Raw genomic sequence first — 20,735 nt, forward strand, 5'->3', positions numbered from 1 at the left:
AGATTAAAATTAATAAAAAACGGGACCGATTGTCCCGTTTTTTTGCTTTAGTTTATTAACTCGTCATGCCGTTTAGTAGATATTAATCTTTACCAAATAAATCTCGGGTGTAAACTTTTTCAACAACATCTTCCAGCTCTTCCGACATACGATTAGACACAATAACATCTGACATAGCTTTAAATACATTAAGATCTGTGATCACTTGAGAATTGTAAAACGTTTCATCTTGCAGTTCAGGTTCAAATATCACTACCTCTACACCCTTAGCTTTAATGCGTTTCATGATCCCTTGAATAGAAGAATCACGAAAGTTATCAGAACCAGATTTCATAATTAAGCGATAAACACCAACGGTAGCAGGCTGTTTCTTCAGAATTGATTCAGCAATAAAATCTTTACGTGTCACGTTAGCATCAACAATGGCTTTAATCATGTTGTTAGGTACGTCTTGATAATTTGCAAGTAACTGTTTGGTGTCTTTTGGTAAACAATAACCACCATAACCAAAAGAAGGATTGTTGTAATGATTACCAATACGAGGATCTAACCCTACGCCTTCAATAATAGAGCGAGAATCAAGCCCATGTGACTCCGCATAACTATCTAATTCGTTAAAGTAAGCAACTCGCATCGCTAAATATGTATTTGCAAAAAGCTTTATTGCTTCGGCTTCTGTAGCGCGAGTGTATAACGTATCAATATTTTCCTTTATTGCACCTCGCTGTAATAAGTCAGCAAACTGTTCTGCCTCTTTTGTTTTAGCGCCAATTATAATGCGCGTCGGGTAAAGGTTATCGTATAGAGCTTTACCTTCCCTTAAAAATTCTGGTGAAAAAATAATATTTTCAGACTGATATTTCTCTTTTACACGATGTGTAAAACCAACAGGTACGGTTGATTTAATGATAATAGTAGCACGCGGACAAAATGATATAACGTCTGCAATAACAGCTTCAACAGAGCTTGTATCAAAATAATTAGATTGAGGATCGTAGTTTGTCGGTGTTGCTATGACAATAAAATCTCTTTCTGCATACGCCACTTTTTTATCGGTAGTCGCTTGTAGTTTAATACAAGGGTCCGCTAAAAAAGACTCTATTTCTGTATCTTGAATAGGCGATTGACGCGCATTTATTAAATCGACACGATCTTGTGCAACGTCAAAAGCAATAACGTCATTTTGTTGCGCTAATAATAATCCGTTTGATAAGCCTACATACCCTGTACCGACAACTGTAATCTTCATTCATTAAAACCTATTCACTAGAAAAGTAGCTGCATACATAAACACGCAGCAATACCAGCAGCGATGTCATCAATCATAATACCAAAACCACCATGACAATGCTTATCAAGCCATGAAATCGGCCAAGGTTTAATAATGTCAAACAAACGAAACAGCAAAAAACCTACAATAACCGACTTCCATGACACAGGGATTAAAATCATTGTAATTAAATAGCCAACAATTTCATCCCAAACAATTGCAGGGTGATCATGCACACCAGCCGCTTTTGCGGCATGTGAGCAGATATAAATACCAAGCAGTGCCATTACTAATAAAACAGCCAAATAAGGTATTATGGGTAACGCTGCTAGCAATAAAAAGACCGGTATTGCCGCAACAGTACCAAATGTACCAGGTGCTTTCGGTGCTAAACCACTACCGAAGCCAAGGGCCAAGAATTGAATAGGATCAGATAACTTAAAACGTGCAACAATCGATTTGTTTTTATTATTCATTTGAAAAGTGCTCAAACCCATAACTGCTAATTTGTGCTGGTTTGCTATTTAATGTGGTAGTTATTTTTGCATTACCGTTTAACTGACCTATACAGGTTACTTTTGTTCCCATGTCTGCCAATGTCGTTTCCATGCCCACTTTATTGTCTTCTGAGACGGTAAATAACAACTCATAATCGTCTCCACCTGTAAGCGCTAATTCAATAGCTTGCTCCATATCTACCGCAGAGCTTAGTGCATCTGACATTGGCAAATCTTCAAGTACAATATTGGCACCAACACCAGATGCCTTACAAATATGTGTTAAATCAGCAAGTAAACCGTCAGAAATATCTATCGCCGCAGAAGCATACTCACGTAGCGCTTTGCCTGCTAAAACTTTAGGCTTTGGTTGGTTTAAGCGCGCCATAGCCGTTTTCAGAACTTCACCATTAATCGTGATATCACCGTAATAATGCTTTAAGGCTAATGCTGCATCACCAAGCTCACCGGTTACATATATCCAATCACCTGCTTTTGCACCGCTGCGAGCAAGGTGTTTATTTGGAGGAACCACACCTTGCGCGGTTACGGTGATACTTAACGGTCCTTGAGTGGTATCACCACCAATTAATTGAACGTTATAGAATTCACATAACTCAAACATGCCTTCACAAAAATCGCCAACCCAGTCTTCATCAACACTCGGCAGACTTATTGCCACAGAAACCCAACTTGGCTCGGCTCCCATTGCGGCAAGATCAGACAAATTAACCGCAATGGCTTTATGACCAATCGCTTTAGCATCAGTATTTTCCGGAAAGTGCACGCCAGAAATTAACGTATCTGTAGTTATAGCAATATTCTGTTTTTCTGAGGGAGTAATAATTGCACAATCATCACCAATACCTACAACAACATCTCGTCTAGTGACTATTTGTTCTGCAAAATATGTTTTGATCAGCTCAAACTCTTTCATAATAATTACCTGTTTAACTTATTCCCTGTTATAAAAACAAAAGGCGCTCAAAATACAGCGCCTTCGTCATTATCTGTTATCTAGAATGTTACTCTTGAGGACGTATCACTTTTACAGTTTTGTCTAAAACTCCATTAACAAACTTGTGGCTATCATCGGCAGCAAAAACTTTTGCCAACTCTATCGCTTCATTAATAACAACGCGATATGGCACATCGTGACAATCACTTAATTCATAAACGGCGACGCGCAAAATTGCCTTTTCAATATGATCAACATCATCTAGATCACGATCTAAATAAGGCGTAATAGCTAAATCGATTGAGTTTGTTTGCGTAGTTACGCCACGAAAGAGCTTTTGAAAATAATCAACTTCAAAACGACGTTTCGCATTTTCAGTTAAAAAGTGCGCTTCGACATCTGCAACAGAGTTTTCACTCATTTGCCATGAATAAACTGCTTGTACCGCTAGTTCACGCGCTTTTCTTCTTGGAGATGGTTTCACAAATATATCCTGTATTAAATTCTAGCTTGATTATAGCTTAGCAAGTACGTTGACCATTTCTAATGCACCTAAAGCCGCTTCGCCGCCTTTATTGCCAGCTTTCGTACCTGCTCGCTCAATTGCTTGCTCGATTGAGTCCGTAGTAATAACACCAAAAGAAACTGGAATTTCAGACTCTAAGCACACTTGCGCTAGCCCTTTGTTACACTCACCCGCTACAAAATCAAAATGTGGTGTACCACCACGAATAACGGCACCAATTGCAATAATTGCATCGTATTTGCCTTGAGCCGCAGCTTTTTTAGCAACTAACGGTAATTCGTACGCACCAGGTACTTTAATGACTGTAATGTCTTGCTCTGCAACATCACCATGACGCTTAAGCGTATCAATTGCGCCTTCAAGCAAACTATCAACAATAAAATGGTTAAATCTAGATACCACGATTGCAAACTTTTTACCTGTTGCAACAAAGCCGCCTTCAATTACATTCATGGAAAAATCACTCTTTAGATGAAAAATTGTCGCGATTCTAGCAAAAAATGAAAGATTTAGGTACTAATTTATCGAATATCTTCTGTAACCTTGCTTATCGAAACCTAAAAAGTATGCACTAGCCGAAAGGAACTTTTTTCTCTAAAATTAACGCTATCACATTATGAACAATGGCATTAAACAGATTGATTTTTTCAACGAACCAAATCCCTGAACTTAAGGGATTATCAATTGGAGAGCGAGCAGCAAAAATTCAGCAAGCAGAATTAAAGCTTACAGCACCTGAAAAGTTAATATTAAACTTATTGAAGTTATGTATGATTATTCCACCGTTTTTTTATTTAGCGCAGCAGAATTGGCTTTACTTGAGCATAGCAATAATTGGCGCAGTCATACTAAAAGTCGTCATATTTACACCGATAAAACTCAAGTTTTTAAGTAAATATTTACAGTAAGTTACCCTTTAAATATTGTTTGATGCAGCCTTTTCACACTCGAAAAATTTGACGATAAAAAATAGCGAACTTTTGCTTTAAAATGACCGGCAAATAATTGTGTGAGTAACATCGTAAGTGGCATTGGTTTACGCTGTCGCCTTAAAACCATAAACTCTTGATTTTTTATGTTTTTATTGTTCATCAACGTTTTGTGTTTAGCCATAAACTGATGGTAGCCTTGCACACTTTTAGGGTTACCAATCATTCGCTCTGTAGCTGCGGTATCGTTTACGATGTAAGTTGCGTCTCCTTTACGAAAAGCGTCTCCATACTTTACCATGAGCCGCGTCCATAAGTCGTAATCTTGGCATGCAACAAAAGACTCATCAAATCCGCCTACGGCTAACACGCGCTCGGTTTTAACCAGTATTTGGCTTGTCGCTTCGTTATAGCTCAATTGTTCATAGAGCGTTATCACTTTTTCTTTATTATCAATAAGCCGCTTTCTTTTACCATAATCCCACCACATGCCAGTACATACAAATGCATACTTATCATCATAAACGTCAACGAGTGTTTGAATACGATTAGGCAAATATAGATCGTCATCATCTAAACCAGTCACAAATTCACCATTAGCTTGCTTAATCGCAAAGTTTCTCGCGGCACAAGCACCTTTACTTTCTCCATGGTGATAAACAAATATATTGTCATGTTCGTCAGCAAGTGATTGTAAATACTGATAAGTACCATCTGTTGAGCCATCATTAACAATATGTAGCTCAATATTAGGATACGTTTGCGCTAACACTGACTCAATAGCCCGCGATAACAATTCAACGCGATTTTTGGTTGGCATATATACACTCACCAGAGGTAAAGTTTTTATGTTATCTGTTGGACTCATCTCTTTCCCACTGGTTAATTTTTCCGATGAAAAACTGCCATTTAGCACGATATTTTGCAATAATTTTACATACGACAAAGGTTATGTAGTTTACTGAAAAAGTAAACGGAGCACTTAACCCTTGAACATCGGAATGATCTTTAACGTTTAGCTTTTGCAATTGTAAATTTCCCCGCTCAACTCGCGTTAATACATTCAATAAATTAAACACATCCTTGGGGCATATAAAGGTAAAGCTTGCTTCTGTTATCACTTGATATTCTGAGTGGTGAAAGCAGCGCCTGATATACTCATCATCTGCAATAACATTTGGTAAATTACCTATTTTTTTTTGGGCCTTCTCAGTCAAAGCGATGACATTAGAGATTCGATGCGCTTTATTATATGGTGAAGCAGCAGCAATAGCGTAATACCATTTCACTAACCTAGAGCTTTGCGATGTATCATAGATTAGTTTAGGGGAAGCGGCTAACACCTTTTCAGATAAGCAATTAACTAAATTTAATAAATGTTGACCGCTAATGTTGATATCTGCATCAAGCAATACTGCAACCCCAGCAGGTGCATGCGCAATACCAATATTGATGGCATGTGTTTTAGATGCTTTCTCAGTATCCAATACCTCGATGACAATCTTCTTTGATTGCAACGTATGAGCTTGCTGTTGAATAAAAGTATTCACATTGCCGACGGTATTATCGCTACAACCATTAGCAACAACAATAATATGGCACTCAGTTAATATGCCATCACTCAATGCATATTGTAGTGTGGTTGTAATTAATCGTTGCTCATTGTGAGCGGGAATGATTATGCTAATTTTTCTAGACTGCAAGATTTAACCTACTATTCTGCTTTTTCGAGCAGTAGTTTAACATTTCTGAAAATATCGGTTTGACTACAGCTAGATGAATCATCTTGGCAAGGCTCTACAGTTAAAACATCAACAGTATTCTTCAAATCTGTTGTATAACGTTCGTAGTTAGAATAATCCAACGTATGCACATTTACAGCCAATTCTAAACCTCGTGCTATCTTCGCAACTTGCTTAATTTGATCGGTACTTAATCTACTGTCTAATTCAATCATATGAAGACCGCATTGATAAGACTGTCTAACTTCTGCTTTCGTTGTTTTTACTGAATTAAAATTTTGAATTCGACTTAACTTTACAAACTTTTCGTACTCTTTATATTTAGTACTCAAAAGTGTGTCTCTTAGCGTGGTTAATGTCGTATCAAAATATACACTTCTTAATATCAACATGCGTTCGCTATTAGCATAAGCCGACTTTCCTTCATTCGTCTTGATTGACAAAATATTGTCTAAAAGGTTTTCGATATCGCTTTGCGCTGTAATTGACGTTTTTATTTCTATAAAGATAGGAGAGGTACTTGTTAGCACCCTTTGGTCATGCAATACATCATCGAGTAAAACACCAGTAGAACTTGCCTCATGACTAATTCTCGCAATACCGTCATTTTCAGGTTCTACAACAATGTCTAATTCCAAAAAATCTACATTTTCGTCTAACGCAAAATATAACTTTTCAAGTGTATAACTTAAGTCATCATTATTATTTGAATAACAATTGTGACATAAAATACCTGCGTGACGATTACCAGAAACTTGTTCGAAACCATCTTGAATTCTGGAAAAAATATTTAGTTCACTTGAAGGTTTAGCGCTAACATCTGAGCAGTAAGTAACATTGTCATCTAAACAGCCTGTCAACATTAAGCATAAAACTAAAACATTTACTGCAATAAAATAGTTTTTAATGGTGTGTTGCATAACAATTACCTTTCGATGGGTTTAAAGTTAACCTGTTGAGCTTCCAAATATGAAAGGTGAGCAGGTAAAGCATCTTTAAACTGTTGAAAATTTTTATGTTCTGGCTTCGTCCAAAAATTTTCTGATAAGGCAAATAAACGGGGAAACAGCATATACTCCATATGAGAATTCGTAGAGATATATTCTGTCCATAATGAAGCTTGGCCGCCCAATATTTTTTGCTGTTCACTCTCATTAAGCCCTTCAATTTCCATGCTAGATTGGTAGGCAGATTCTAGCGTAATTAAACAACACTGAGCCAATGGTTCTGTATTTTGGTTTCCTTGATAATAATTGAGGTAATTAGTTTTTGCCGGCGTTAAAATAACATGGTGACCCTTTTCAATTGCCGACTTTGCTAATTCTTTTTCGTGCCAGATCATCACGTTCGTTTGACCGGTTATATCAACCTCTAAAATCTCGTCCCACCCGATTGCTTTTCGCCCTCTCTCAAGTAAAAACTGATTTAATCGATTATAAAAATACCCTAAAATTTGCTTTTCTTCAGTAAAACCCTGCTCTGCCATTAATAATTGAACAGATTCATTTTGTTGCCAATGCCTAGTTGGTACTTCATCGCCACCGATATGAATATATTCGTATGGAAATAAATCGACTAACTCTGTTAAAACATTGGTGAGAAAAGTAAAGGTTTCCTCTGACGGGCACAGTATTTCAGCATGTATTCCCCACCTTGTAGACACATCATATGGCCCAGGTGTACAACCAAGTTCTGGATAAGCCGCTAAAATCGCACTAGAGTGACCAGGCACATCTATTTCTGGAATAATATCTATATTTCTTTGCTTTGCGTATTGTACAACTTCCCTAATTTCTTCTTTCGTATAAAAACCAAAATGAGGAGTTCCATCACCTATGAAAGGGTCAAAGTTTTTTTCTAATATGGTTTCTGGTCGATACGACCCAATATCTGTTAACAGTGGGTATTGATCAATCTCAATACGCCAGCCTTGATCATCCGTTAAATGCCAATGCAACTTATTTAATTTATACAATGCCATTAAATCTATGATCTTTTTTACTTGCTCTACAGAGAAAAAATGCCTACTCACATCTAGCATCAACCCGCGATATGAATAACTTGGGAAATCATCTATTGTTGCCTGCGGCAAGTAACCATTATCTTGATTCGTTATAAAAAGTTGGCGTAGGGTTTGAAATGCATTAAATGCACCTTTTACAGTACCTGCAGTTATCGTAATAATGTCTTTACCTATCTCTAATTGGTACTCTTCCTCTTGAAAGCCACTTACAAAATCATTTAAAACAATTGTCGAACTAGACGAGGTATTTTCAGCTTGATTGATAATAGATACATTGGATATTTGAGGATTATCACTTTTTATCTGTTGAGCACCCAGTGCTACCATATCCAATAAGGGTTGCTCATTATTTTTTAAATGAATAAACAGTTCACCATTAAAATCAAAGCCTTTACTAGCGTGTTCTGTATAAGCATTTACTTTCGGAATAACAGAGTTACCTTGAAGAGTATCTGAGTCATTACATCCAATCACAAGTACAGTACTAATTAGAAGTAAAAGATAGCTTTTTATTTTTTTTATTGGCATAAATTCAATATTCATTATTTTTACAAGTCCTTTTTAAGCACAGCAATAATCAATTTCAACGTTTTTTCTTTTCTTCTCGTCTCATCTTAACACCGTAGTTCGCACGTGATGGCATTAAATGAAACATTATTCGATATATAATTTGAATAAAAGGAATTAACATAACATTAGTGTTCAAAGAGTAGCCAGATTCTACTTTTTCTTTTTTATATTTCTCTGGTAGGTTGCGCCAGAGGCGCTTCATACTCTTATACTTAATGCTGTCATAGAAGTTTTGATGAATTACTGCATTAAATATGTGTTTTTGCGCAAACGGTGAAACCACAGAGAAAAATTGCGCACATAAAATATTACTACCAAAAACAGCGTAACGTCCGCCCCTACCAAATAGAAACTCGTAGTATGTTACTTTTTGTAAATCATCTAATGCTAAAGAGGACGTTTTCTGATGAAAGTCGTTATAGATTACTTCAAACTCTTCATCAGTTAAAACACTATGACGTTTCCTTAGAATCTTTCTAGCATCCCACTTCAATAGTGGATATACCCAAGGAAATATTTTTAACAGTTCCCCTTGCACACCTTTAAAATTAATAAAAGTACCTCGTTGAAAGACGTCACCGCAGTAACCATCAAAAAAAACAAAAACATTTTTAAAGTGAGCTTTCACATGCGCATAGTTTGTCAATAAGCGTTCGATCGGTTTCAGCACACCAAAGGACATTTCACGGTTAATTTCAGCTTCTAATAAATGAAGCTTAGGCTCAGAAAAATCATAGGCGTAATAATTGTCAAAATCTTCTTTAAATTTTCCCGCAATGGTAATTTCTGGAGAATTCTTGGGACCATAAGTGAAACCATTTTTGAAGGCATTATTTGCGAGAATAAATCGCGAATCCAGACCGCTACTTAGTGGTAAAACACAATTATTTTTATGCCAATACGAGGCGAGTTCACGCACTTCGATACCTACCTCTTCTAACGAAATATATTGTGAATGAATCAATTTAGTATAAGGGGTCTTTCCTTGACTATTAAAAACGTGGCCTGGTGTTAAACGCTCAATCCCATCATAAATGGTAAAATCACCAAATAGGTGATGCTTTTTCTCTAGAATACTTTGTTGTAATGCATTATGAGTATGAGATTGTGGGTCATACAACACTTTAACACTGGGTGCGATACGTATCGTTTTACTATGTAAATCAATGTAATGACTAGAAATACCAAAAGGATCTACAATCACTGAAGCTGTTGCTCCATCCCACCAATAAAGTAAAAAGCTACCAGCTAGAATGTTCTCGACAACCTCTACACCCGTTTCATATATATCAGCAGCTAATTCCGCTAAATTATTCCTTTTTTGCTTATATATAAACCACCCTGCTACTATAAACGTGTTATTTTTATAAGAATAAATAGGATCATCAGGCCACTCATCAGGAGAAAAAATAACTTGCCCTTGACCTAAATCAGATGGGAAAACGAACTTTTTACTATATTGTTTTGCTAATTCTGCACTAGCCGGAATATTAGTATCATCACAATTGATGTACAGACCTCTCATCGATATCCTTTTACTTAATAGACTGTCTTCAAATATTGCGCGCTACTTTACTATAAAGCTGTATTTGGTGCACTCGCTAAACTTGTACTTTTTTACGTTCTATGGACTATAAAACTAGAACAACGCCTGCCTAATCAAGATTATTCAACAAAAAAGTAGTCAGTATAAATATGATTTGAAATGCCTTTACTGAATAAAGCTGTTTTCTACCATCATAATATGACCGTTTTCTAAAATTAAAACGTCTATATCACCATCTTTATCAACATCGTAAAAGTGTTTTCTGGCATCGGTAAATGGAAATTTTTGCACCTCATCAATAACGGGTGAATGCACTAGCTCATTGTATTTATATTTTATAAGTTTTGTACCTTGAATATCGAAAAAATATGGAATGCCTGAGGCATATAAGTCAGCATAATATGCGGGAAGCCTTTCAATTTGGTGGTGTTGAAAATCACCTTGTTCCGTTAATTCAAACCAATGTGTTTGAGTAGGTTCAGTATCTAATGCCCTACCAGCGTAGATAGTTACATCATTGATTTTATCTTGGTTTATATCATAACTTTCGAAACGACCATATTCACTAAATTCGCTATCAATCTTAAAGTTTTTCCACTCCCCAAAAACCATATCGGGTTGTTGTAATTGATATTGTAAAATACCGCAAACTGCAAAGTAATCCGTACAGGAAAATACATCATTAATACTTATTTTGTCCGCATATTTATCACCATTTATATCTACTAAGCGCTCATTTTCGCCAAGAGATAATGCGGTATAATGGTTAGTTTCAGGCGAATAAATATAAAAATATGCAAAGCTACGAGATATTTCAGGAACATTTTTATACATGTTTAAATCTAGGTAGCCATCATTATTAATATCTTCTGCACTACTGATTGAATAATAATCATCAACATAAAGGCACCCTAAGTTGGTTAACGAGGTTTCATTTTCAAAACCTTCGTTGGTTCCGTATTTAACCATAAGTTGGGCATTTCTTGATGTAAAAGAGGAACACAGCTCTTCATCCTCTACTTCTTTTATAAAAAGAACGTCTTCAACACCATCGTTGTTGATATCAAATAGCTTAATATCATCTCTCAAGTAAATAGGATCAATATCAACAACCTCTTCTAATTTATCACCGAGCCAACGAAAAGCTTTTGTTACATTAGAAAAGCCATCTATGCCAGCCGATACAATAAAATAGTTGCCTAACCTATTGACATCTAGGTAGGTAATTTCACTACCATTTAACTCATAGTCAAAAACACGACGCGGTTGTTTAAAAGCTGAACCGGCAGGCAATATTTCAAGTGTAATTACGGTAGTTGTTGAACTTCCTTGGCTATTAGTTGCCGTTATTTCAAACTGATAGTCAGTATTAGGCGCTTCTATTATCGGTGCATTAAAATATGCTGTTCCCTTTTCTGACTCAGGCAATGTAATTAAAATATCTTCTACACCAGATATTTGTTTTATCTCAAGGGTCGTATTTTCATCTTCACTGGTAAGACCCCATTCAATAAGCGTAAAAGCTCCACTATTAGTAGCAATTGATGTATTGGTTTCTATTACTGGTACAGCATAAACAGCGGTTGGTTTAGCATCAGGTGTTGATTTAGAGCTACTATCGCCACCACAGCCGACGAGAAAAATTAAAGTTGATAGGATAATGGTTAAACAGAATAAACGTTGCATTGCTCTGTCCATGAACTAAAACTTCATGTTACCAAAACCTTAAAAACATTCAATATTAACAGTAACATAAAATAAATGACTAAATCTAAATCACCTTCCCCTAAATGGTTAAAGCTGAGAATAACTCCAATTCAAAAGCTACTAGAATTATGCTAACCTCACCCTACTAAAATAAGCTGTACTTATTTCAAATTAGCAAACAAATATGTCTACCTCTACGCCATTATCTATTTCTATCATTATCCCTATCTACAATGTAGAGCCTTATATTGAAAAATGTTTGGATAGTGTAGATAAGCAAAATTATCAAAATTACGAAGTAATATTAGTTAATGATGGTTCTACAGATCTCACCATAAACTTAGTTGAACAGTTCATAAAAAATAAAACTGACAAATTTAAATTGTTTCATAAAAAAAACGGTGGATTAGCAGATGCCCGAAACTATGGGCTTGTAAAAGCATCAAATGAATTTATCTTATTTTTAGATTCAGATGATTTCATAGCACCAGAGACGTTATCCATTACCAGTAAGTCAGCACAAGAGTCACAATCCGATATTATTTGCTTTGCATTAGCAGAGGTAACTGAGTCAGAGAATAAAATAAGATATATTCCAGCCAACGCGAAACTGCCACTAGGCACATATCAATTAAATGACGCTGACAACCTAATCAGCAGCTCTTTACCCAATGCTTGTAATAAGTTAATAAGAAAGAGCCTTTTTACAAATAATCATATCAAATTTCCACCAGGGTTATGGTATGAAGATCTTGCAACAAACCCAAAGCTATTTTATTTCGCTAATCAAATTACTTTTATTGGCGATGAGCTTTATTATTACCGACAAAGAGAAGGTGCAATTACCAAGACGTTTTCGTTAAAAGTAATGGATATATATGATGTACTTACAGATATAGGAGAGTTTTTTGTCTTACACCCTTATCCAAATGCCAAAACAGATCTCAACACGTGGTACATCAACTTAACCATTATTACCCTAGCAAGACTTTCACTAAATAACGAGTATAAATTAAAAGCTAACGCCCTAACGAATATTTCTGAAAATATAAAAAAACGGTTTCCAAATCCCATCGATATATATCAAAAAGCTTTTTCCAAAAAAAGATATAAAGTATTTACGCTGTTAATCCGATTAGGAATGATTAAAATGGTCGCATTTATCATTAAAAAGTTAGTGGCAGCTAAGGCAATAACAATATGAATAGAAAAATACTTTTGTTTCTTTATTACCTTATTATTAAAAGGCTACCAACGACTGAAACACCTTTTATAGGTTTACCGATACGAAAACTTCGACGCTATGTTGTCACTCGGTTATTTAAGTCAACTGGCCAAAACGTCAATATTAATAAAGGTGTTTACTTCGGTAATGGTAGTAATATTGCAATTGGCAACAATTCTTCGATTGAAGTAGCTTGCCAGATAGCAAATGACACAACTATCGGGAATGATGTAATGATCGCTCCTGAAGTTATTATATTTTCTGTTGGTCATGAGACCAGCGATACCTCTATACCGATGAGAGAACAAGGAAATAAACAGCCTAGACCCGTATCTATTGGTAACGACGTTTGGATTGGTCAACGCGCAATTATTCTACCTGGCGTCACTATTGGTAACGGCGCAATAGTCGCAGCTGGAGCTATAGTAACAAAAAATGTTGATGATTTTCACGTTGTTGGGGGGAACCCGGCTAAAATAATAAAATCACGAACTGATTAATTTTAAACTAATTGACACTACCTTAACATGCAATAACACGGTAGACTTGGCACATATTTTCGTGACAGCATGGAGCAATAAAGTGCGCTTTATTTGGTTTGGGTTATTCCTTTTATCTTTCAATACTTACTCTTTAGATTTCAATAAATATTGTAGTTACACACAAGGTGAGCAAGATTGCTCACTAGAATTCATTCAGGCACTTAATGACGCCTCTGAAAACAAGGATTCTATTTATTTTGAAGCTGGAGAAATATTTAACATTCGTTCGGTTGATACAAGAGAAATGGAAATCAACAACGTTAGATTAATTGGTATCACAGAAGAAGGTACAAAGCCGAGCATTTTAACCGATAAATTTCACCTTTTTGATATTAGTAACCTATTTATTACGAATATTGAGTTTTCAGGTATTCATAACGAAATTGGCGATACAGAGCAAGGCACTTCAATCATTATTCTAGGGACAAAAAACAAAGAAGAAAAAGCTTCAAACATCACTGTTACCAACAGCACTTTTAATGAGTCTGCAGAAGACCTTCTCGCGATCTGGAATAGCCGTAATGTCATCATTAACAATAATATTTTTAAACGCTCAGGTTTAGCCTTGAGAACTCAAGTAAGCGAAAATAATCCTAGTGATTTAAGACCAGCAGGTAGTGGCTTACTTTTTTTTAATGTCGATGAAGCAAATATTAGTCATAACCAGTTCTACGAAATGAAAAAAGTTGCGATGTATTTTCATGCAGAAGAGATCGTGAACAAAAATGTTGATGTAATTGACAACTATATCGACATGGAAAACTTTGAAAAACCGACTCAGCGTTATGGTTTGTTAGGTGGTGCAGGTATTTATATTGGTAACTCACCCAATTTTTATAACTTTCGGGTGCAAGGAAATAGAATTTTAAACTACAAGGGGAATGCAGTTCGTGTTAATGGCTCAAAAATGTTAGTAAAAAACAACTTTATTAACTTTAGAGGCCAATGTAACGACATGGATTCAACAATTAGTGATGGTGCCGGTATAGCCATAAAAGCCCATTATCTAAAAAATTCAGTTATCGAAGGTAATTGCTTCCAAAATACAATTGCCGGTATTTCATTAGAAAGCTGGGATGTTATTAAAGAAGTCACGTTAAGTAACAACACCATTCATAATACCGAAAATGCTATTTTTGTCACATACAGAAATACTGCTACGTATAGTAACTTATTAATTGATAGGAATAGACTTTTTGGTACGACAAACTACGGTATAGCATTCTTTTCTAATGGCTTAAGCCACAGTAATAGAGTAACAGGAAACACAATTGCTACAAGCCACCAGAAATTTGGTGGCCCGCTTATTGCGATCAGAAACCAGGAAAAGTTTTATTTTAACAACAACTATGTTCAAGGACAGGCAACATCACCAAACTGGAATCACTTGGTATTAACTAACGTCAGTAACTCAACCTTTATTCGCAGCGAATTTAGAAGCCCTAACGGGGAAGATAGCCATTTTGGCGGGATTTATATCAGAGATAGTAAATCAGCAAATAATAAGTTTGATACCATAACCTTTACTAAGCTTGATCCCGGTTATACTGATGACGGTACAAACAATAGTTTTACTAATATCACTTACCAGTAACATAATGGTTTAATAAACAAAAAGAGGCTTTAAAGCCTCTTTTTTATCGCTTATCAACCTATTGGTCATGATTGCTGACTCACCTTTAGTTTCCAGTATCGTCTTACAACAACTAAAATCGACAAAAACAGTACATTAACGGCTCCTCCAGATGACTCTTCCTTGCCATTACTATCAGCCAAAATATTCTCTGTAATAACGATATTGGACGACACACCACCTTCCTGATCATCGACCCAAAAATTCACTTTCGCGCCATATATACTATTATGCTTAATAGTAATATTCTCGATATTACCCCAGCTTTCCAAAACAATGCCTGAATGCGTATTCTGAATACAATTATCAGTAATTTCTGCATTGGTTAATAAGTGGCCTTTTATTGCCATCCCCACCAAAGGTTTAGCAATACTAGTATCCATTTCTTCACACTGACCCGTATAGTTAAACGCATTGTTAAACACCTTAACGTCATCGCCATTGATGCGCATGCCATTCATGGTGTAATTGAGTATACGGTTGTTATAAATTTCAGCATGTTTAGTGTTATTTTCATTGGCCAGATAGATACCTGCACCACCTTTTAAACCATAGCGCTGAGTGGGCTTTTCATCACTGAGCAGATCGATGTAGTTGTCATGTATCTTGATGTTTTCATCGAGAATATCTTCGGCATCAAGAAAAATGCCCACTTTTTTAATCTGGTAAAATTCATTAAAACCAACGTCCAAATCAATCACGTTATGAAATAATAAGCCGCTGCCCCTGGGCCTTAAATCATTCGCATCCCCGGCACTTGGAACGACTCGCATCGCCAGCCCAGAACGCTTAAAAATGCTGTTAGAGATTGTGACATTTTGTGTATTCCAAAGTACTAACAAGTCTTCCGCAGCATTTTCAAAAGTCACGTTATCAACAGTAATATTGCGTATTTTCGCTAAGCGATTACGTGTACCTAGCAGCAACAAACTATTACCCTGTTCGGTATCTTCGGCCTCATTGTGAATGCCCGTGATTTTGATATTTTTAATTAAAAGATTACCTGTATCAAAAAGGTATAAGCCGTCGGTGTGAATAACTGGGGTACTGTCACCTTCACCAACAAGAGATATGCCATCAAGTGCCAGACCCGAAGTATCAATGCGATCAATGCGATACTCTTTACCCGCAGAAAAAATAATACTTTCTTGTGTATTTGCCGCATCTAACAAGGCATCCATAAACTCAGCTGAACAATCTTGCTCTGCCGTTTGATATTGGCAGTACTGGTTAAAATTTACCGAGTAAGTATTAAAAGAGAAGACCAACAAAAAAACTAAAATCGTGTTCAAACTAAACCTTATTAACACTTAAAAACTTCCTTAAATATCTATATCGATAGGTGAGTGTTATTGATGATAAGTATTTTCACTCATCATAATATGATTGTCTTCAACAAAGAGTATATCTAGATCTAAGTCGTCGTCGATATCAATAAAGCGTTTAAATGAAGAAATACTCTCTAGTGGTTGAACTTCCCCAATAACTGGAGACTTCAGCGATTCATTGTAGGAATATAAAACAAACCTACCTGAATCAATGTTATAAAAATAAGGCTGCTGAATACCAAACAAATCAGCATAATAATTTGGCAAATCTGTTATGAGTAGATTAGATGCATATGTACCACTATCTGAACGCTTAAGCCAATAGCGATCATTTAACGTTCCCAATATCACATCATCGATGCCATCTTGATCTATATCTCGTCGATAGTGGCCCGCTTTCACATCTATTAGATTTTCATCAAACGACTTCCACTCATCGTATAGATTGTCAGCCTGCTTTAAGCGGTATTGCAATGTACCGCAGATAGTATAGCTATTACATTGATAAAGTTGATTAAATTGAATGATATCTGTTTGCGAATCGCCATTAACATCCCAAAAACTAGGGGTAATCTGTATATCTAGAACGTGATCAAAATACGATTTCGAATATTCCCAATCCGTATAAGCCTGTAATTCGGCATCATATACACGCCAATCATAAGAGCTCGCATATTCGTAATGGCTAATGTAGCTCCTTACATAATCTAAAAAACCGTCATCATTGATATCTTTAATACTTGTCATACCCACTACCATGTCGTCACCTTCATGACAGCCAAGTCCGGTCAACTGCTTCTCTTCGTCAAATGATATGCCATTTCCGTATCTAATATTGGCTACCTCAAAGTAATAACATCCTTCTACTGAAATAATTGATGTATATAGAGCATCATCAATGGCGTCGCCATTAAAATCAAATAACCTTAAACCTTCAATAAAATACACAGGGTCAACATTTTGTACTTCAACAAGTTGTTCTCCTCCCCATTGCATTGCATGCTTACTAACAATACCGTCACTATTTTTCATAGTTATCATATAGTAAGGGCCAACTTGTTTTAAGCCAGTAACTAAAGCTTTTGAGGGAAAGTGGACTTCATATGGTTTTTCATTCGCTGGTGACCATAATGAAATTTCATTATCGCTAAAAGTATAAAAACGATATTCTTGACTTGCATGCCAATAAACGGGACTTGACCACCAAAAGGCATAATTACTCGGTCCGAATTTTTCTAAAAAAGTGAGTTCTGATTCGTTATCTCGTAGCATAGCAACACGTTCAGTAACTACTATATCATCAAGCCCATCAAGATTTAGGTCGATAACCTTTGGGGAGTTGCGCGGTTCTAACTCTGTAATATAAGAGTTATCTGCACCGAAACTAAATTCATTTGTAATATCTAGCAACTGATAACTCTCAGTTTCCTCATCAAAGTCTGCTTTTTTAATTGTTTCGTAAGTGATACTTAACAATTGGTCACTTAATTTATCTCTCGAAAGACAGAGTATTTTAGGATATATCTCATCTGTGCTATCAAGTTTAAGTATTGTGTCATCATCACTATTAAAGACATATAGATTTGAAGTACCATCTCGGTAATCTGGGTGCCCAGCAGTGTCCCCTTTATAAGTTTGAATATAAAGCTTGTCTTGACCACTGTTTTCCAAGTCACAATATTCAATCGCTTCTATGCCCCAATTATCGTCAGTGGTTATATCTTTAATTTTAAAATGAGTGCCTAGCTTGTAACTATCTCCGTCTGATGCCAGTACGTTAATTTCATGATTGTTATAGTAAGCCATTACTTTCTGTTTATAGCCCGATAATTCAAATGCTTGCAAAATATACTTAGGGCGATAGATATAGCCAGCACGTTGATATGAAAACAGTTCTTGAACATCTGAAAACTCACCGTTTCCTAAATTCTTTGAGAAAACAACCCGTTCTATATCGGTTTGACCAAAGTACTGATAGGCGATTAAATCAGGTAAATTATCACCATCAAGATCTTCCAACCTATGTTTTTTGAAAAAACTATAATAGAGGTCAAAATCGGGGTTAATTAAACGAAAAGTAAAATCAACATCTAGCTCACCATCTTTTTCACCGTTATTTTTAAACCAGTATAATTTGCCATTAAGATAAGTAATAAAATCAGTATTTCCATCATTATCGATATCAGCAATAGTCATATTGTCGAGATCAAGCCCTGTATATTCTAGTTCAAAAATACTCTTTTTATCTTTAAAAATAGAGGTAACAGCAGTTGTCGTTAAATTGATAGCTTTTGCTACGCTGCTACCTTCAACATCAGTAATGGTCAGCTTAAACTGATAATCACTATTGTCACCTTGAACTATTGGCGCATTAAAATAGGCTTTATTATTATCTAATATGATCGTTTTTATATTTAAGTTACCAGTGACTTGTTCAAGCGACGCACTGGCAATTTCATGGTCACTTTCTACTTGCCACTCAATTAAAGTATGAGCGCCGCTTTTTGCCGTTATTTCAGTATCAACTATAAGTTCTGGTATCTTGGGGAATACACTAATTTCAACGATATCTTTACTTTGCTTCTGCTCATTATCTGTAACCAACAGCTCGAAAGTGAGTATTTCAAGTTTAGAGACTATAGGCGCTGTAAAGCTGGCATTTAGGCTTGTCGCATTTTCAAGCGAAACAGATATACCACTTGTTTGAGTCCATTGATAACTAACAATAGAACCATCTGCATCGCTGGCACTTGCGGTTAATGAAACCAAGCTTTGTTCATCCACCGTTTGATCCGCACCGGCATCAACGATAGGAGGATTATTGGTTGGAGTAGTTGGTACTTTTGCATCTCCTCCACCGCCACATGCGGAGAGCAAAAAGAAAATTATAATCAAGAAGTAAATATGGCTATTTCTAAACACTATAAATTCCTTTTTATTTAACTTTTTATATCTACTTTTTTATTAACGATAAAGTATTTTCAAACACCCAGTTTAGAGTAACTAGGCGTATGTCGTCAGACACTTACATTAACCCCATGAGTATGAATATATTATGACTTTAACCTTGATACTATTGATTGGCAGCCAAGCGCATAACCCCTGCCCCAGAAGATGCTTTTAATATCTTGACGCTGAGGTGCAAAATCGTCGTTATGTTGCTCAATGCACTCAAGTAACGATGAAAAAGTCAGGCACTTATGTCCTGGGGTCACCTCATCATATTCAAAGTACATGCTACGGCAGTTTTTCTTATAGTATTCAAGATCAAAACAATAGAAATATATCGGCTTGTCCAACAAAAGATAATCGATGTAGATAGATGAATAATCAGTGATCAAGGCGTGAGAGAGCTTAAGTACCGGGTACATGTCGATATTGCTTGGTAACAGCTTTATTCTATCGTATTGAGACAACTCAATATTTTCAACACCGGCTGCAGGATGTGCTTTGATCCAAAACTCACCATCGACCTTTTCCATTACTTGATTTAATTGTTCAAAATTAAAATTATCTTTAGAGAAAAACTCGCCACCGGTATCACGAAACGTAGGCATGTAGATATAAACTTTACGTTTTTCAGGTACAGACAACTGTGCTAAATCTTTCTTCGTTAATGCAGAAAATGACTGTTCATCAAAAAATTGATCAGTTCTCGGAGAACCACATTTTACGATGGCTTTATCCTTTAAGCGAAATGCTCTTTTGAAAATACGTTCCATTTCATCTGTGGGCGCAAACATCAAATCGGCTCTGCGATAAGCCGCTGGGAAAAAAATCTGCTTGTAGAGTTTTTCAGCACTAAATTGTTTTCCATATTTTTTTGCTAAAACTCCGCTATCGATATCAAATTCGATTTTCTTTAGAGGCAGTCCGTGCCACAAATTGATAAGTTTAGCACCACTCGTTAACCAATGGTTTATCTCTGACACATAGGAAGAGTAAAACACGCATTTGGCGCGTATTATAATCAATATTCCCTTAGCACTTTTGCGTTTTATTGCTTGATAACCTTGAGCATTTAACTCACCGATTAGCGCAAGATCATCCGTAACCCAGTAACAATCTATTTCAGGGTGTTTCGTTGAGACATAGTGGAAAAGATATTTAGAATTATCAACAAAGCTGTCACGATAGGAAGAAAAACACCACACATTGTTGCGGCGCGGTATGAACTTTAATAATAAGAAAATCGGCCACAATATTAATAATGTTACTAAGTATTTGATCAACTTCATT

General features: G+C 36.0%; 17 protein-coding genes and 1 pseudogene. 4 read left to right on the forward strand and 14 right to left on the reverse strand.

Features of this window, described 5'->3' with window-relative positions; all coding sequences use genetic code 11:
• Nucleotides 1-82: 82 nt before the first annotated feature.
• From QUE09_RS12960 to ribH, 5 genes are all read right to left on the reverse strand, one after another.
• Nucleotides 83-1,249 (reverse strand): nucleotide sugar dehydrogenase, encoded by a 1,167-nt coding sequence (locus tag QUE09_RS12960; protein ID WP_286233188.1) that lies wholly within the window; start codon nt 1,247-1,249, stop codon nt 83-85.
• 17 nt (nt 1,250-1,266) lie between these two features.
• Nucleotides 1,267-1,746: a phosphatidylglycerophosphatase A family protein gene (locus tag QUE09_RS12965; RefSeq protein ID WP_286233189.1), complete on the reverse strand. Its 480-nt coding sequence runs from the start codon at nt 1,744-1,746 to the stop codon at nt 1,267-1,269.
• Nucleotides 1,739-2,704, reverse strand: coding sequence for a thiamine-phosphate kinase (thiL, locus tag QUE09_RS12970; protein ID WP_286233190.1), 966 nt, complete (start codon nt 2,702-2,704; stop codon nt 1,739-1,741). The genes QUE09_RS12965 and thiL overlap by 8 nt, the downstream gene beginning before the upstream one ends.
• Before the next feature lie 88 nt (nt 2,705-2,792).
• The gene (gene nusB, locus QUE09_RS12975) at nt 2,793-3,209 is read right to left on the reverse strand and encodes a transcription antitermination factor NusB (protein ID WP_286233191.1); all 417 of its coding nucleotides are present in this window, start codon (nt 3,207-3,209) and stop codon (nt 2,793-2,795) included.
• 30 nt (nt 3,210-3,239) lie between these two features.
• Nucleotides 3,240-3,704 carry a 6,7-dimethyl-8-ribityllumazine synthase gene (gene ribH, locus QUE09_RS12980; protein WP_286233192.1) on the reverse strand — a complete coding sequence of 155 codons (465 nt, stop codon included), beginning with the start codon at nt 3,702-3,704 and terminating at the stop codon, nt 3,240-3,242.
• A 170-nt stretch (nt 3,705-3,874) separates the two neighbouring features.
• Here ribH and QUE09_RS12985 point away from each other — a divergent pair, with 170 nt between their 5' ends.
• Nucleotides 3,875-4,159, forward strand: coding sequence for a DUF6170 family protein (locus QUE09_RS12985; protein ID WP_286233193.1), 285 nt, complete (start codon nt 3,875-3,877; stop codon nt 4,157-4,159).
• A 1-nt stretch (nt 4,160) separates the two neighbouring features.
• Here QUE09_RS12985 and QUE09_RS12990 read toward each other — a convergent pair whose 3' ends face one another.
• The 6 genes from QUE09_RS12990 to QUE09_RS13015 all read right to left on the reverse strand — a co-directional run bounded on the left by QUE09_RS12990 (nt 4,161) and on the right by QUE09_RS13015 (nt 11,759).
• Complete coding sequence (locus tag QUE09_RS12990) at nt 4,161-5,048, reverse strand: glycosyltransferase (protein ID WP_286233194.1); 888 nt, start codon at nt 5,046-5,048, stop codon at nt 4,161-4,163.
• Nucleotides 5,032-5,883: a glycosyltransferase family 2 protein gene (locus QUE09_RS12995; protein ID WP_286233195.1), complete on the reverse strand. Its 852-nt coding sequence runs from the start codon at nt 5,881-5,883 to the stop codon at nt 5,032-5,034. Before QUE09_RS12995 ends, QUE09_RS12990 begins: the two co-directional genes overlap by 17 nt.
• 11 nt (nt 5,884-5,894) lie before the next feature.
• A complete protein-coding gene (locus tag QUE09_RS13000; RefSeq protein ID WP_286233196.1) occupies nt 5,895-6,842 on the reverse strand; it encodes a hypothetical protein in 948 nt (315 codons plus the stop codon).
• 5 nt (nt 6,843-6,847) lie between these two features.
• Complete coding sequence (locus tag QUE09_RS13005) at nt 6,848-8,488, reverse strand: beta-N-acetylhexosaminidase (protein WP_286233197.1); 1,641 nt, start codon at nt 8,486-8,488, stop codon at nt 6,848-6,850.
• Nucleotides 8,489-8,528: 40 nt separating this feature from the next.
• Nucleotides 8,529-10,040 carry a hypothetical protein gene (locus QUE09_RS13010; RefSeq protein ID WP_286233198.1) on the reverse strand — a complete coding sequence of 504 codons (1,512 nt, stop codon included), beginning with the start codon at nt 10,038-10,040 and terminating at the stop codon, nt 8,529-8,531.
• Nucleotides 10,041-10,226: 186 nt separating this feature from the next.
• Nucleotides 10,227-11,759, reverse strand: a complete 1,533-nt coding sequence (locus tag QUE09_RS13015; RefSeq protein WP_286233199.1) for a hypothetical protein — start codon at nt 11,757-11,759, stop codon at nt 10,227-10,229.
• A gap of 193 nt (nt 11,760-11,952) precedes the next feature.
• On the opposite strand from QUE09_RS13015, the gene QUE09_RS13020 reads away from it, so the two are divergent.
• The 3 genes and pseudogenes from QUE09_RS13020 (at nt 11,953) to QUE09_RS13030 (ending at nt 15,129) form a co-directional block, all read left to right on the forward strand.
• Complete coding sequence (locus QUE09_RS13020) at nt 11,953-12,972, forward strand: glycosyltransferase family A protein (RefSeq protein ID WP_286233202.1); 1,020 nt, start codon at nt 11,953-11,955, stop codon at nt 12,970-12,972.
• A gap of 356 nt (nt 12,973-13,328) precedes the next feature.
• Nucleotides 13,329-13,484 (forward strand): annotated as a pseudogene (locus QUE09_RS17610) (DapH/DapD/GlmU-related protein); the annotation flags it as partial.
• A gap of 91 nt (nt 13,485-13,575) precedes the next feature.
• Nucleotides 13,576-15,129 carry a right-handed parallel beta-helix repeat-containing protein gene (locus QUE09_RS13030; RefSeq protein ID WP_286233205.1) on the forward strand — a complete coding sequence of 518 codons (1,554 nt, stop codon included), beginning with the start codon at nt 13,576-13,578 and terminating at the stop codon, nt 15,127-15,129.
• 65 nt (nt 15,130-15,194) lie between these two features.
• Here the strand turns inward: QUE09_RS13030 and QUE09_RS13035 are convergent, their stop codons facing one another.
• The 3 genes from QUE09_RS13035 to QUE09_RS13045 form a co-directional block, all read right to left on the reverse strand.
• On the reverse strand, nt 15,195-16,460 hold the full coding sequence (locus QUE09_RS13035; RefSeq protein ID WP_286233206.1) for a right-handed parallel beta-helix repeat-containing protein: 1,266 nt from the start codon (nt 16,458-16,460) through the stop codon (nt 15,195-15,197).
• 57 nt (nt 16,461-16,517) lie between these two features.
• The gene (locus tag QUE09_RS13040; RefSeq protein ID WP_286233207.1) at nt 16,518-19,418 is read right to left on the reverse strand and encodes an FG-GAP repeat domain-containing protein; all 2,901 of its coding nucleotides are present in this window, start codon (nt 19,416-19,418) and stop codon (nt 16,518-16,520) included.
• A 131-nt stretch (nt 19,419-19,549) separates the two neighbouring features.
• The gene (locus QUE09_RS13045; RefSeq protein ID WP_286233208.1) at nt 19,550-20,734 is read right to left on the reverse strand and encodes a CDP-glycerol glycerophosphotransferase family protein; all 1,185 of its coding nucleotides are present in this window, start codon (nt 20,732-20,734) and stop codon (nt 19,550-19,552) included.
• Nucleotide 20,735 lies beyond the last annotated feature (1 nt).

Origin of the sequence: Thalassotalea sediminis (genome assembly GCF_030295915.1) — a bacterium.
In the GTDB taxonomy this organism is placed as follows: Bacteria; Pseudomonadota; Gammaproteobacteria; order Enterobacterales; family Alteromonadaceae; genus Thalassotalea_C; species Thalassotalea_C sediminis.